This is a genomic window from Nocardia sp. NPDC057455 (assembly GCF_042802775.1).
Lineage (GTDB): Bacteria > Actinomycetota > Actinomycetes > Mycobacteriales > Mycobacteriaceae > Nocardia.
The window spans coordinates 127,282-140,366 of the sequence record NZ_JBHVDM010000005.1; the positions used below are offsets into that span (position 1 = coordinate 127,282).

A 13,085-nucleotide genomic window follows, 5' to 3' on the forward strand; every position below is an offset into this window, starting at 1 on the left:
ACACTGACGGGTTCGCGACCGGGATGAATCGGGAGAACTACGTAGCTTCCACGGATCTCGGTCTCGGTGACCGGACCCGGATCTTGACCTCCCTCCGGCGACGGCTGTTGTCATAGCTATCAGGTATATGCCTGATCGAAATAGGAGGCCCGATGGAACCGGTGCTCGAGATGGACGGATCGTCACTGGACGTGCGCGACTTCAAAGCCGTACTGGGGCGCTTCTGCACCGGCGTCACGGTGATCACCGCGCGGTCGGCGGACGGGCCGGTCGGATTCACCTGCCAGTCGTTCTCGGCGCTGTCGCTGGAGCCGCCCGCGGTCTGCTTCTGCCCCGCGCGCACGTCCACGTCGTGGCCGCGCCTCCGTGCGGTGGGCCGGTTCTGCGTCAACATCCTGGCCCACGACCAGCAGGCGATCTGCCGGCAGCTCGCGCGCAGCGGGACGGACAAGTTCGCGGGCGTCGACTGGGTGCCGTCACCGAACGGCTCGCCGCGGCTGACCGGGACCATGGCCTGGCTCGATTGCGAACTCGAGCAGGAGGTCGACGGCGGCGACCACACCATCGTCATCGCGCGCGTCACCGCGCTGTCGGTGCATCGCGAGGCGCCGCCGCTGCTGTTCTACCGCTCCGCCTTCGGGCGGCTGGATCCGGCCTGAGCGTCTCCCGGCCAGTGGGACTGCGCATTTCCGCTCCGGCATGCCGAACCGAAATATCGAGGTGACAAACGTGCGCGAATTGTGGAGGAACCGATGACTACCGACACCGAGGTTCGAGTGATCGACGCGGGCGCTCCGCCCGCCCGGTACGCGCGCGGCTGGCACTGTCTCGGGCTCGCGCAGGACTTCCGGGACGGGAAGCCGCACACCGTGGAGATCTTCGGCACCGAACTGGTTGTCTTCGCCGGTGCGGGCGGCGAACTCGCCGTTCTGGACGCCTACTGCAGGCACATGGGCGGAAACCTGGGTGACGGGGAGATCAAAGGGGACTCGATCGCCTGCCCGTTCCACGACTGGCGCTGGGGCGGCAACGGCCGTTGCACCGGCATCCCCTACGGCCGCCGGGTGCCACCCCGCGCGCGGACCCGCTCCTGGCCGACGCTGGAGCAGAACAAACAGCTGTTCGTCTGGCACGACCCAGAGGGCAATCCGCCGCCGGACCAGGAGGCCATCCCGCGTATCGAGGGCGCGTTCAGCGACGAGTGGACCGACTGGACTTGGAACACCATGACGATCGACGGCGCGAACTGCCGCGAGGTCATCGACAACGTGGTGGACATGGCGCACTTCTTCTACGTGCACTTCGGGTTCCCCACCTACTTCAAGAACGTCTTCGAAGGGCACATCGCCAGTCAGTACATGACCTCGGTGTCACGCGAGGACATGATGGGGGAGACCGCGAAGGCATTGGGCGGCAAGAACGTTCTGCACTCCGACGCCTCCTACTACGGCCCTTCCTACATGATCGATCACCTGCGCAGCGAGAGCGCGGGCCTGACCGTCGAGGGCATCCTCATCAACTGCCACTACCCGGTGTCACCCACGAAATTCGTGCTGCAATACGGCGCGATCGTGAAGAAGCCGTTCGGCGTGCCGCCGGAGCAGGCCGCGGAGATCGCGGCGAAGTTCGCCGGTGGTCTGGGGCGCGGCTTCGAACAGGATGCCGCCATCTGGCAGCGCAAGACCCGCATCGACAATCCGCTGCTGTGCGAGGAGGACGGACCCGTCTACCAGCTGCGCCGTTGGTACGAGCAGTTCTACACCGACGTGGCCGAGATCGACCCGAAGATGACCGACCGCTTCGAGTTCGAGGTCGACACCACCCGCGCGGTCACGGCGTGGGAGCGGGAGGTCGCCGAGAATCTCGCCGGGCAACCCACCGGCGCCGGAGCCTGAGCGGGACCGTGATGGAACGGGTTACCTGCCGCACCTGCGCGACGTGCGTGCTGGTCGAGAAATTCAGCCCACAGCACACCAGTGTGCAGTGGACCGCGGGCGCGGTGGCGGCCTGCGCCGAGTTCGCCGGGGCGGACAGCGCGCGAGCGCGGACCTGCGTCGCGCTGCGCGACAGCATCGATGCCGCGGTCGCGGGCGGTGGGATCGAAGTCGGCACCCGGGACGGAGACGTGCCGTGAGCGCGGCGCACGCTGTGGACGACCGGAGCGGAGACATGACAGTGGATCAGGCTGGAGCGGCCGCGGTGCGGCCGACGCGGACCGGTATCCCCGGTGGCACCGAGCGCCGCCCCGGATCGATCCTGCCCCTGCGCGTGGCGCGGGTGATCCGGGAAACGGGCGATGCGGTATCGCTCGAACTGGATGTCGCCGCGCAGCACCCGGATTCGATCGCATACCGCCCTGGGCAGTTCCTGACGCTGCGGATACCGAGCGAGCTGACCGGCTCGGTGAGCCGGTGCTACTCCTTGTCGAGCGCGCCGCACGAGGAGGGGCCGCTGAAAGTCACGGTCAAGCGAACGCCCGACGGCTACGGATCGAATTGGCTGTGCGACAACGCCGTAGCGGGCACGGTCCTCGACGCCCTGCCGCCCGCGGGCGTGTTCACCCCCGCATCGCTGGACGACGACCTGCTGTTGTTCGCGGCGGGCAGTGGCATCACCCCTGTGCTGTCGATCCTGAAATCGGTGCTGGCGGCGGGGTCCGGGCACTGCACGCTGATCTACGCCAACCGCGACGAGCACTCGGTGATCTTCGCCGCCGAGCTCGCCGACCTCTCGGCCCGGCATCCCGGCCGCCTGGTCGTGGTGCACTGGCTGGAGAGCGTGCAAGGGCTACCGAGCCGCGCGCAGCTCGCGGCGCTGGCCGGACCGTGGTCGGACCGCGAGGCGTTCATCTGTGGCCCCGGTCCGTTCATGGACGCCGTCTCCGCAACGCTGATCGGGCTGGGGGCAGGCCGCGAGCGCGTGCACGTCGAGAAGTTCGTGTCGCTCGACGGCAATCCGTTCGAAAGCGGCATACCGGAGGTATTCGACTCCGGCGACCGCGCCGCTGTCGAAGTCGATCTCGACGGCGAGACGCGCGAGCTCCCGTGGCCGCGGCAGCAAGTGCTGCTCGACGTCCTGCTCGCCAACGGGCTGGAAGCGCCCTACTCCTGCCGCGAGGGCGCCTGCAGCGCCTGCACCTGCCGGATCGTTTCGGGGCAGGTGCAGATGCGGCACAACGAAGTTCTCGACGAGGCCGATCTGGCCGAGGGATACGTGCTGGCCTGCCAGGCGGTCCCGGTCACCGACACGGTGCGAGTCACCTATTCCTGAGGAGTACGACGAATCAATGGCTGATATCGCCTCGCTCGGCTACGTCCGAATCGCCGTCGCCGATGTGGCGGCCTGGCGCGCGTTCGCTTTCGACGCGCTGGGTTTCGCCCGGGCCACCGGTCCGAATACGGACAGTCTGTACCTGCGGATGGACGAGCACGCCTACCGCTTCGAACTCGTTCCCGCCGAGCAGGACCGGGTGCTCGCCGTCGGCTGGGAGGTGCGCGACTATCGCGCGCTCGCCCGGGTGCGGCACACGCTGGAGCAGGCGGGCGTGGCCGTCGCGCCACTCGCCCAGGACGAGGTCGACGCTCTGCGGGTGGAAGAAGCGTTCAGCTTCACCGATCCCGCCGGGTTCACCGTCGAGGTCTTCCACGGCCCGGTGCTCGACCACAGCCCGGTCCGCACCGCGCACGGCGACCGTTTCGTCACCGGGGGATCGGGGCTCGGCCATGTGGTGCTGCCGGTGCCCGACCTCGATGAGGCGAACAGCTTCTACTGTGAGGTGCTCGGATTCCTGCCGCGCGGCTCGTTCCGGGTGCCCACCCCACCGGGGGTGGGGCCGATTCGCGTGCGATTCCTCGGCGTCAACCAGCGCCACCACAGCCTCGCCCTGATCCCCGGCACCCGTCCCGAGGGGCCGGGCCTGGTGCACATCATGGTCGAGGTCGACGAACTCGACTCCGTCGGCCGGGCGCTGGACCGGGTCATGCGGGCCGGCTATCCGTTGTCATCGACCCTCGGCCGCCACACCAATGACAAGATGATCTCCTTCTACGTCCGCACTCCCGGCGGCTGGGATCTCGAGTACGGCACCGAGGGCATGCTGGTCGACGAAGCCACCTACAGCGCCGAGGAGATCACCGCCGACAGTTACTGGGGCCACCAATGGTCGCGTGGCTGACCGGGCGGGCCGCTGCCGCCGTGAGGTCCTAGACTGTCGATTCGAGGAGGAAGGACGCTGATGAAGCGAAATCTGAACTGCCCCTGCGGAGAATCGATCGTCGGAACCGACGAGGACGATCTCGTCGCGAAGACACAGGCCCACTTGGCGGAGAAGCACCCCGGACACGACTACTCGCGCGACGAAATCCTGTTCATCGCGTACTGACCGAGAGCTCCGGGGCGTGCCCCGGAGCATCACGGTCTCGGGCGCAGACCCTCGATCATGTGCGTGGTGGTCTCGTCCAGCAGTTCGTCGGCGGTCTCCGCGGCGATCACGCCCGAGCCGACGAAGGTCGCCAGACCCTGTAGCGCGGCGACCACGGACAACGCGATGCGCCGCGGGTCGCCCGCGATCACCTCACCCCGCTGCTGCGCTTCGGCGATGAGCGCGACCGGTGTCGCGAACGCAGCGTCCACGGCACGGGACATCGCATCACCGGCGGCGGGGCTGTGTCTGCGCGCGAACATGAGCGCGACGAGCGCCGGATTCTCGGTGGCGAACCGGAGATAGGTCCGGGCCAGGGCGCGGAAGCGCACATCAATCGCACTTCCGGCCGCGGTCTGCTCCAAGGCGGCGGCCAGACGCTGGAATCCCGACACCGCGATGGCATCCAGCAATGCCTGCTTGTCCTTGAAATGCCGGGTCGGAGCGGCGTGACTGACTCCCACCTCCCGGGCCAGCCTGCGCAGTGACAAGCCGTCCACGCCGGACTCGCGCAGTGTCGCCTCGGCCCGCTGCAGCAGTTCGGCGCGCAGGTCGCCGTGGTGGTAGGACCGGCTTCGAGTGATGGGCATGGTGTATGCAGGATAACAAAATGTAGGCATTGCCTACTTTGTAGGCGGTGACTACATTTGCTCGCATGACGGTTCGGACCTTCACCGCCCCGATCGCAGTGCTGACGATCTTCGCGGCGCTGCTCGCCACCATGTACCTCGGCTACTCCGGCAATACCGAGAAGAACTTGCACGATTTCCCGATCGCTCTGGTGAATCAGGACATGGGTGACACGCTCGACGGCAAACACGCCGACATCGGCGCCCAGGTCACCGCCGCACTGGTCGCCGGGATCCCGGCGGAGAAGATCGATCTGCGCGTCGTCGGCATCGCCGAGGCACGCAAACTGTTGCAGGACGGCGAGGTGTACGGCGCCATCGTCATCCCGTCCGACTTCACCAAGCGGCTGGCCATTCTGGGTGCGGCCGCCGTGGTCCCCGGGGAGATCGAGCGGCCGGTGATCACGGTCCACACCAACCCGCGCATCGGTCCGTACACCACCGGCATCATGCAGCGCGTCGCCGATCGTGCGCTGAGCCAGGTGGACGAGACCGTCGGCAAGAACCTGACCGGCCAGGTGAACACCGCCCTCGCCGCTGGACCGGGAGCGCCGGTCGAGCTCAGCGGCGCGGCCCGGCTGATGCTCTCCGACCCGGTGCAGATCGTCACCGCGCCGTATCGCCCCATGGACGATGGTGCAGGCCAAGGCCTCGTCGCCTTCTTCTACACCTTGATCCTGCTGCTGGCCGGCTTCACCGGCGCCATGATCATCCACACGCTCGTCGACTCGGTCCTCGGTTTCACCCCCACCGAGTACGGTCCGTGGTTCGTCCACCCGCCGGCCACCGGGATCTCCCGCTTCCGCACCCTGCTCGTGAAATGGGCCGTCGTCGTCACCGCGGCGCCGATCCTGTCCGGGATCTTCCTCGCGGTGGCCGCCGCCTTGCGTGTTCCGCTGGGCAGCCCGCTGCTGTTGTGGCTCTACGGCGCGCTCGCCATCGTCGCCGTCGGCGTGACCGCGCTGGCCGTCCTGGCCACCTTCGGCACCGCCGGACTGCTGGTCAACCTGATCTTGTTCGTCGTTCTCGGCCTGCCGTCGTCGGCCGCCACGGTTCCCTTGGAAGCGACGCCCCCCTATATCGCGAAGCTGGCCGCCTTCGAGCCGATGCACCAGATCTACCTGGCCGTGCGCGCCATCCTGTTCTTCGACGCCCACACCGGAGCCGGTTTCGGCCACGGGTTGTGGATGACACTGCTCGGCCTCGGAATCGGACTGCTCCTCGGCATCACGGCCACGTACGCCTACGACCGCCGTGGACTGCACCGGGCGTCAGCGCCCGTCGGCAGTGCCCCGGCGGTGGGTGTGCCCGCCGTCGCCCCGTGAACGGAGCGGGTGATCAGTCGTCGGTGGCGGCCAAGAGCGCGTCGAGCTTCTCCGGGTCGACGCCGAAGCCGGTGAGGCGGTTCAGCGGAATGGAGGCGATCATCCGCATCATGTCCACTCCGAGTGCCGAGGCGTCGCCCATGCTCTCGGACATGCCGCCGAAGACCTCGGCCAGTGCTGCCGCCGCCCTCGGATCGGCCAAGGCCTCCCCGAGCGTCGACTCCGCCGTGATCGGGATCCGCAGTTCGTCACCGGCGAGGTCGACCACCCCGGTGACGCGCAAGTCCCGGCTGGAAGCGCCTGCCCACACCCGGTAGGCGCCGCCTTCCACGATCCAGCGGTCGACGCGGGTCTCCCAATAGGCCAGATCATCGCGGTGCAGCAGAATTGAGATCTCTTCCCGCGCACCGGGTTCCAGTTCGGCGGTCACCGCCGCACCCTTCAGCTCGCGGACCGGACGCGTGACGGAGGAACCGGGCAGCGCCGTGTACACCTGCACCACCTCGCGGCCTCTGCGGGAACCGGTGTTGGTGACGCCGACGCGCACCGTGATCCCGCCTTCGCCTGCGGTGAGTATCGGATCGGAGTAATCGAACGTGGTGTAGGACAAGCCGTGCCCGAACGGATAGCACACGCCCATGTCCCGGCTGTCGTACCAGCGGTATCCCACATACAGGCCTTCGCCGTAGCGAACGTGCGAATTCTCGCCCGGGAAGTCGAGATAGGCCGGAGTGTCCTGCAAGCGCACCGGCACCGTCTCGGCGAGTCGCCCGGACGGATTCACCACACCGAACAGCACGTCGGCGAGTGCGCCGCCTCCGGCTTGGCCGAGCAGTCCGCCGTCCAGGATGGCGGGCGCCGCGGCGGCCACCGGGGCCAGCCGCAGCACGCCGCCGTGCGCGAGCACGACCACGGTGTCCGGTTGGGCCCGCACCACCGCGTCCAGCAGAGCCAGCTGCTCGGCGGGCAGCTCGAGGTTCTCACGGTCGAAACCCTCGGATTCCTGCGTGGCCGCCAGGCCCAGGAACAGTACGGCCACCTCCGCGTTCGCGGCGGCGGCGACGGCTTCCGCGCGCAACGCGTTGTTGTCCGCGTCCGGGTCGTCCGTGGCGAAACCCTGACTGTAGGAGACCGTTCCGGAGTCCGCGAGCGCGCGGATCTCGTCCAGCGGCACATCGAGCCGGGTCGGGTTGACGTGCGAGCTGCCGCCGCCTTGGTATCGAGGTTCCGCCGCGAATTCGCCGATCACCGCGAGCGAGCGCCCCGGAGCGAGTGGTAGCAGGCCACGGTCGTTCCGCAACAGGACGACGCAGCGTGCGGCGACCTCGCGGGCCAAGCGATGGTGTTCATCGGTGGTGTCGACGGCATCGGCGATCGCGCGTCCGGCCACCACCCGCGCCGCCAGCGTCGCCACGTTCCGCGCGGCGCGGTCGACGTCCGCCGGGTCGAGCGTGCCGGCGGCCATCGCCGCCGTCACCTGGGCGTCGGAGACGCCGCTGCCGCCCGGCATCTCCAGATCCAGCCCGGCCGTCACGGCGGCGGGCCGGTCGGCCACCGCACCCCAGTCGGAGATCACCGCACCGTCGAATCCCCATTCACCGCGCAGCACGTCGGTGAGCAACCAGCGATTCTGCGCGGCGGGTACACCGTTGATCCGGTTGTAGGAGCACATCACCGTCCACGGCCGGGCCGTGCGCACGATGTGGGCGAACCCGCGCAGGTAGATCTCGCGCAGCGGGCGCGGGTCGACGTCGGAACTGGACCGCATCCGGTCGTGCTCGGCGTTGTTGGCGGCGAAATGCTTGAGAGAGGCGCCCACTCCGGTGCTCTGCAGCCCGGTAACCCATGCCGCGCCGAGCAGGCCGGTGAGCAGCGGGTCCTCTGAGTAGTACTCGAAATTCCGCCCGCCGCGCGGGTCTCGCTTGATGTTGACTCCCGGCCCGAGCAGCACGTCCACGTCCAGAGCGCGGGCCTCCCGGCCCAGGGCCGCTCCCACCCGGCGCACCAGCTCGGTGTCCCAGCTCTGCGCGAGCCCCACCGCGGGCGGGAAGCAGGTGGCGGGCAGGCTCTCGGCCAGCCCGAGGTGATCGGTCGCCCCCGCCTGCCTGCGCACACCGTGCGGGCCGTCGGTCATGGTCACCGAGGCGACGGGACCGATCGCCTTGGTGGTCCAGAAGTCGGCGCCGCTGCCGAGCGCGGCGCGCTGCTCCGGCGCCAGATCGGCGAGGTCGGGCTTGCTCGTCATCGAGACTCCTCGGGTCTAGACCGTTACCGAAAACAGTATGCCATTCGGTTTTCGCGGCCGGGCTCTTCCGAGTACAGTCACGGCGTGGTTCGGCGCGGCGCGTATTCGAAAGGGATCGCCAAACGGGAACAGATCCTCGCGGCGGCGCTGGAGATCGTCGCCCGCGTCGGATACAGCCGGACCACCGTGCGTGAACTCGCCGAGTCCGTCGGCTTGAGCCAGACCGGTCTGCTGCACTATTTCGGCAGCAAAGAACAGCTTTTCGCCGCGATCCTCGCACGTCGCGACGAGGCCGACCGCGACGCCTTCACCACACCGGCCGTGCCGCCCGACCTGCCCTCCGCGCTGCTGCGCCTGATCCGGCACAACGCGGAAGTCCCCGGCTTGGTCGAGCTCTACACTCGCTTCTCCGCCGAGGCCACCCGTTCCGGCCACCCCGCCCACGAGTACTTCCGCGATCGATACCGCACCGTCCGCGCCGCCCTCACCCGCGCCGTCGCCGACCTTCGCGAATCCGGCCGCCTTCCCGCGGATCTCGATCCCGAGCGCTTCGCCGTGATCGCCCTGGCCCTGCTCGACGGCTTGCAGGCGCAGTGGTTGTACGACCCGGACGTGGACATGGCCGACCACGTGGCGTACTTGTGGGAGCTGATCGAGCGCCCGGCCGAGCGACCCGAGCGAACGCCCCCACCCCGGTAGTATCGGGTTAGCGGTTTCGCGTCGGCCGTACCCGTATCCGGCCGGGCGGCAGCCACGGGAGTGGGAAATGAGCGCACGCGACGGCCCCAGCCTGCGGCGGTGGCATCGCAGCACCCGGGTGCTGGTGATCGCCGCCACGGTGTTCGTCGTGTCGCTGCTGATCGTTCCCCGGTTGATCAGAGCCTATGTCGGCTGGCTGTGGTTCGGTGAAGTCGGATTCCGTGGTGTCTGGTTCACCGTGCTGCTCACGCGCTCGGCACTGTTCTTCGTCATCGCGTTGATCATCGGCGGTGTCCTGCTCGCGGCGATGTGGCTCGCGTTCCGATTCCGCCCGCAGTTCCTGCCGGAGTCCGGGGAAGAAGACAGTCTCCGGCCGTTTCGGATGATGATCCTGCGGCGCCCGCGGCGGTTCGGTCTGGGTGTCGCTGTCACGGTGGGGCTCATCTGCGGCCTCGCCGCACAGTCGAGCTGGATGACGGTCCAGCTGTTCCTCCACGGCGGGTCGTTCGGGGTGTCGGACCCGCAATTCGGGCACGACGTCGGGTTCTTCGCCTTCGACCTGCCTTTCTACCGATTCGTCGTCAACTGGCTGTTCGTCGCCGTTCTGCTGGCCTTTATCGCCGGGCTCGCGACGCACTACCTGCTCGGGGGGCTGCGGCTGTCCGGAAAAGCGGGCGGCCTGACCCACGCGGCCCGGGTCCAGCTCGCGGTACTCGCCGGCACCTTCATCGTCTTGAAGGCGATCGCCTATTGGCTCGACCGGTATTCGCTGCTTTCCAGTAGTAGCAAGGAGCCCACCTTCGCGGGCCCTGGCTACACCGACATCAACGCCGTGCTTCCTGCTCGCCTGATTCTCTTCGCGATCGCGATCATCTGCGCGGCGGCGGTCTTCGCCGCGATCGTCGTGCGCGATCTACGGATTCCGGCGATGGCCGCCGCGCTGCTGCTGCTGTCGTCGATCCTCGTCGGAGCCGTCTGGCCGTTGGCGGTCGAGCAGTTCTCCGTCCGGCCGAACGCCGCCGACATGGAACGCGTCTACATCGAACGCAACATCGCGGCTACCCGGCAGGCGTACGGGATCGGTAACGATCGGGTCGAGTACCAGCCGTACTCCGGCGTCGGCACCAAGCCTCCCTCGGAAGTTCCCGCAGATGTCACGACCCTCGCCGACGTCCGTCTCCTCGATCCGAACGTGCTCTCCCGGACGTTCACCCAGCAGCAACAGCTGAAGAACTTCTACAGCTTCCCGCCGCATCTGGACCTGGATCGCTACCGCATCGGTGGACAACTGCGCGACTACGTGGTCGCCGCGCGGGAGCTGACGCCGAGCGCGCTGAGTGGTAACCAGCGCCATTGGGTCAACCGGCACACCGTCTACACGCACGGGAACGGGTTCGTCGCCGCACCGGCCAACCGGGTCAACGCGGCCGTCCGCGAGGCCGCCGGGGATGCCGCCAGCAGCAACAGCGGATACCCGATCTACGCCGTCGGCGACATCGCCTCCCAGGCATCCGGGCATCAGGTGATCCCAGTGGACCAGCCCCGCATCTACTTCGGCGAAGTGATCGCCCATGCGAGCCCGGACTATGCCATCGTGGGCGGCGGCGCGGAGCCTCGCGAGTACGACACCGACACCACCAAGTACACCTACACCGGCGCCGGTGGCGTGCCCATCGCGAACTGGCTCGATCGCCTTGCCTTCGCCGCGACCTACACCGAACGCAACATCGTCTTCTCCAAAGCGATCGGTCCCGAGTCGAAAATCATCTTCAATCGCGATCCGCGCCATCGCGTCGAACTCGTCGCACCCTGGTTGACCACCGACAACAATCCCTATCCGGCGGTGGTGGACGGCCGTATCGTCTGGATCGTCGACGCGTACACCGCGATCGACGGCTATCCCTACGCCAAGCGCAGCTCGCTGGAAGCACTCGAACCGGGTGACGACACCCATCGGGGATCGCCTCGGCAGGTCTCCTATGTGCGCAACTCCATCAAGGCCACCGTCGACGCCTACGACGGCACGGTGCGGCTGTACCAGATCGACCGGCAGGATCCGGTGCTGGCCGCGTGGATGAAGGTCTTCCCCGGCACGGTCGAACCCGAGGAATCGATCACGCCGCAACTGCGCGCCCACTTCCGGTATCCGGAGGATCTGTTCACGATCCAGCGCGAGATGCTCGCCAAGTACCACGTCGACGAACCGCGAGAATTCTTCACCACGAACGCTTTCTGGTCGGTGCCGAGTGATCCCACCGTGGAAACCAACCCGCACCAACCGCCGTTCTACGTCCTGCTCGGCGGCCAAGGCAGCGCCGAGCCGTCATTCCGGCTGGCCAGCGCGATGGTCGGGTACAACAGGGAATTCCTCTCCGCTTACGTCTCCGCTCGCTCCGATCCGGAGAACTACGGCAAGATCACCGTTCTGCAGTTGCCCACCGACACCCTCACCCAGGGGCCACAGCAGATCCAGAACTCGATGATCTCCGACACCAGGGTGGCCTCCGAGCGCACCCTGCTCGAGCGCTCGAACCGGATCCAGTACGGCAATCTGCTCACCTTGCCGATCGCCGACGGCGGCGTGCTCTACGCCGAGCCACTTTTCACCGAGCGCATTTCCACGGCACCGAACGCGTCGACGTTCCCGCAGCTGGCGCGGGTGCTGGTCAGCTATCGCGAACCCGGTACCGGCGGCGTTCTCGTGGGTTACGCGCCGACCCTCGCCGAGGCGCTCGACCAGGTGTTCGGTCCCGGAACCGGCCGGCTCGCCACGCCACCCGGCGGTGGTCCCGGCGCTCCATTGCCACCGGGCCAGCAGCCGGTGGCGCCGCCGTCGGCACAACCGCAGACGCAAGGCCCTCCACCGGCGGATCAAGCGAAGATCGCCGAACTGAACAGGCAGATCGATGAGATCCGGGCTGCCCTCGAACGCCTGCAGAAGCAGTTGAACGAACTCGATCGCAACGGTCGCTGACGCGCGTCGTCGATCGAACCGCGGAAGAACCTAGTCCGATTGTGTTGCCGTCGGCACACTTTCGGTGCCGGGGCCACGCTGTGTGTCCGGCAGGTGAACGAGGATCAGGCCGACGCCCGCGATCAGGAAGTTCTGCAGCGCGGCCGACGACGCGTTCACATCGTCGTTGGCCCACATACGGAACCATTCACCGCCCACGGTCAGGAACCCGCCCGCGAACAGCAGCACCGACATGGTCCAGCCCAGACTCGACAGCCGCACGGCCACATCGAGACCGGCTCGAAGCCTGCGGGGCCGTCCGGCCAGCACCCGGACCCACACGGCCCCCGCGGCCAGCAGCACGAAGGCGATCAGGAACTCCCAGACCACGACCAGAATGTAGGCGACGAGCGCGACATTGCCATCGGTGATCGCGCGCCAGTCCGTTCCCGGATTGTGGATCGTCGCCTTCATCGACAACACGGCGGCGACCCCGTTGCGATTGGTGTCGGTGTCCACGCAGTTGGTGAATGCGACGAACAGGTAATAGAAGCCGGTGATCGTGGCCAGTGCCGCCACCGCCATCCGGCGGCTACCCACCACATCGAGAAACCTTGCGCCGCTGCGTGTCATCTGCCTACCTCGGGTCGACTGGCATGAAGGTTCGGACATCCAGGCGTCGACGATGATATAGCTACCCGAGCGCGCCTGCTCCCCACGGCGGGGGAGTCGAAGTCGGCGAGAAGCCTTCCATCACAGACAGATCCGGGCGACAGTGCCCCGAAACACGGCGACTGCGCCACCTGGGCGTGGT

The 13,085-nt window shown here is 67.8% G+C and carries 12 protein-coding genes; 9 read left to right on the plus strand and 3 right to left on the minus strand.

What is annotated here, in order from left to right:
- The first annotated feature begins 152 nt into the window (after positions 1 to 152).
- The 6 genes from ACFU5M_RS03690 (at position 153) to ACFU5M_RS03715 (ending at position 4,381) form a co-directional block, all read left to right on the plus strand.
- Positions 153 to 659, plus strand: coding sequence for a flavin reductase family protein (locus ACFU5M_RS03690; RefSeq protein ID WP_379043139.1), 507 nt, complete (start codon positions 153 to 155; stop codon positions 657 to 659).
- 93 nt (positions 660 to 752) lie between these two features.
- Positions 753 to 1,895 (plus strand): Rieske 2Fe-2S domain-containing protein, encoded by a 1,143-nt coding sequence (locus tag ACFU5M_RS03695; protein WP_379043142.1) that lies wholly within the window; start codon positions 753 to 755, stop codon positions 1,893 to 1,895.
- An 11-nt stretch (positions 1,896 to 1,906) separates the two neighbouring features.
- Positions 1,907 to 2,134, plus strand: a complete 228-nt coding sequence (locus ACFU5M_RS03700) for a hypothetical protein (protein WP_379043145.1) — start codon at positions 1,907 to 1,909, stop codon at positions 2,132 to 2,134.
- 35 nt (positions 2,135 to 2,169) lie between these two features.
- Positions 2,170 to 3,270: a 2Fe-2S iron-sulfur cluster-binding protein gene (locus ACFU5M_RS03705; protein WP_379043148.1), complete on the plus strand. Its 1,101-nt coding sequence runs from the start codon at positions 2,170 to 2,172 to the stop codon at positions 3,268 to 3,270.
- A 16-nt stretch (positions 3,271 to 3,286) separates the two neighbouring features.
- Complete coding sequence (locus ACFU5M_RS03710; RefSeq protein WP_379043151.1) at positions 3,287 to 4,174, plus strand: VOC family protein; 888 nt, start codon at positions 3,287 to 3,289, stop codon at positions 4,172 to 4,174.
- Between the two features lie 60 nt (positions 4,175 to 4,234).
- Positions 4,235 to 4,381 (plus strand): hypothetical protein, encoded by a 147-nt coding sequence (locus tag ACFU5M_RS03715; protein WP_063917340.1) that lies wholly within the window; start codon positions 4,235 to 4,237, stop codon positions 4,379 to 4,381.
- Between the two features lie 29 nt (positions 4,382 to 4,410).
- Here ACFU5M_RS03715 and ACFU5M_RS03720 read toward each other — a convergent pair whose 3' ends face one another.
- A complete protein-coding gene (locus ACFU5M_RS03720) occupies positions 4,411 to 5,010 on the minus strand; it encodes a TetR/AcrR family transcriptional regulator (protein WP_379043155.1) in 600 nt (199 codons plus the stop codon).
- Positions 5,011 to 5,075: 65 nt separating this feature from the next.
- Between ACFU5M_RS03720 and ACFU5M_RS03725 the strand changes: the two genes are divergently transcribed.
- Positions 5,076 to 6,374 carry a DUF3533 domain-containing protein gene (locus ACFU5M_RS03725; protein ID WP_379043158.1) on the plus strand — a complete coding sequence of 433 codons (1,299 nt, stop codon included), beginning with the start codon at positions 5,076 to 5,078 and terminating at the stop codon, positions 6,372 to 6,374.
- 13 nt (positions 6,375 to 6,387) lie between these two features.
- Here ACFU5M_RS03725 and ACFU5M_RS03730 read toward each other — a convergent pair whose 3' ends face one another.
- Complete coding sequence (locus tag ACFU5M_RS03730) at positions 6,388 to 8,619, minus strand: glycoside hydrolase family 3 C-terminal domain-containing protein (protein ID WP_379043160.1); 2,232 nt, start codon at positions 8,617 to 8,619, stop codon at positions 6,388 to 6,390.
- An 84-nt stretch (positions 8,620 to 8,703) separates the two neighbouring features.
- Between ACFU5M_RS03730 and ACFU5M_RS03735 the strand changes: the two genes are divergently transcribed.
- Positions 8,704 to 9,318 (plus strand): TetR/AcrR family transcriptional regulator, encoded by a 615-nt coding sequence (locus tag ACFU5M_RS03735; protein WP_379043162.1) that lies wholly within the window; start codon positions 8,704 to 8,706, stop codon positions 9,316 to 9,318.
- A 67-nt stretch (positions 9,319 to 9,385) separates the two neighbouring features.
- Positions 9,386 to 12,292, plus strand: a complete 2,907-nt coding sequence (locus tag ACFU5M_RS03740) for a UPF0182 family protein (protein ID WP_379043165.1) — start codon at positions 9,386 to 9,388, stop codon at positions 12,290 to 12,292.
- Positions 12,293 to 12,322: 30 nt separating this feature from the next.
- On the opposite strand, the gene ACFU5M_RS03745 is transcribed toward ACFU5M_RS03740, so the two are convergent.
- Entirely contained in the window at positions 12,323 to 12,904 is a 582-nt protein-coding gene (locus tag ACFU5M_RS03745) for a DUF2165 domain-containing protein (RefSeq protein WP_379043167.1), read from the minus strand.
- Between the last annotated feature and the right edge of the window lie 181 nt (positions 12,905 to 13,085).

Bases quoted from the DNA above. Each gene is read 5' to 3' on its own strand.
- ACFU5M_RS03690 (WP_379043139.1), top strand. From the start codon at position 153: ATGGAACCGGTGCTCGAGATGGACGGATCGTCACTGGACGTGCGCGAC.
- ACFU5M_RS03695 (WP_379043142.1), top strand. From the start codon at position 753: ATGACTACCGACACCGAGGTTCGAGTGATCGACGCGGGCGCTCCGCCC.
- ACFU5M_RS03700 (WP_379043145.1), top strand. From the start codon at position 1,907: ATGGAACGGGTTACCTGCCGCACCTGCGCGACGTGCGTGCTGGTCGAG.
- ACFU5M_RS03705 (WP_379043148.1), top strand. From the start codon at position 2,170: ATGACAGTGGATCAGGCTGGAGCGGCCGCGGTGCGGCCGACGCGGACC.
- ACFU5M_RS03710 (WP_379043151.1), top strand. From the start codon at position 3,287: ATGGCTGATATCGCCTCGCTCGGCTACGTCCGAATCGCCGTCGCCGAT.
- ACFU5M_RS03715 (WP_063917340.1), top strand. From the start codon at position 4,235: ATGAAGCGAAATCTGAACTGCCCCTGCGGAGAATCGATCGTCGGAACC.
- ACFU5M_RS03720 (WP_379043155.1), bottom strand. From the start codon at position 5,010: ATGCCCATCACTCGAAGCCGGTCCTACCACCACGGCGACCTGCGCGCC.
- ACFU5M_RS03725 (WP_379043158.1), top strand. From the start codon at position 5,076: ATGACGGTTCGGACCTTCACCGCCCCGATCGCAGTGCTGACGATCTTC.
- ACFU5M_RS03730 (WP_379043160.1), bottom strand. From the start codon at position 8,619: ATGACGAGCAAGCCCGACCTCGCCGATCTGGCGCCGGAGCAGCGCGCC.
- ACFU5M_RS03740 (WP_379043165.1), top strand. From the start codon at position 9,386: ATGAGCGCACGCGACGGCCCCAGCCTGCGGCGGTGGCATCGCAGCACC.
- ACFU5M_RS03745 (WP_379043167.1), bottom strand. From the start codon at position 12,904: ATGACACGCAGCGGCGCAAGGTTTCTCGATGTGGTGGGTAGCCGCCGG.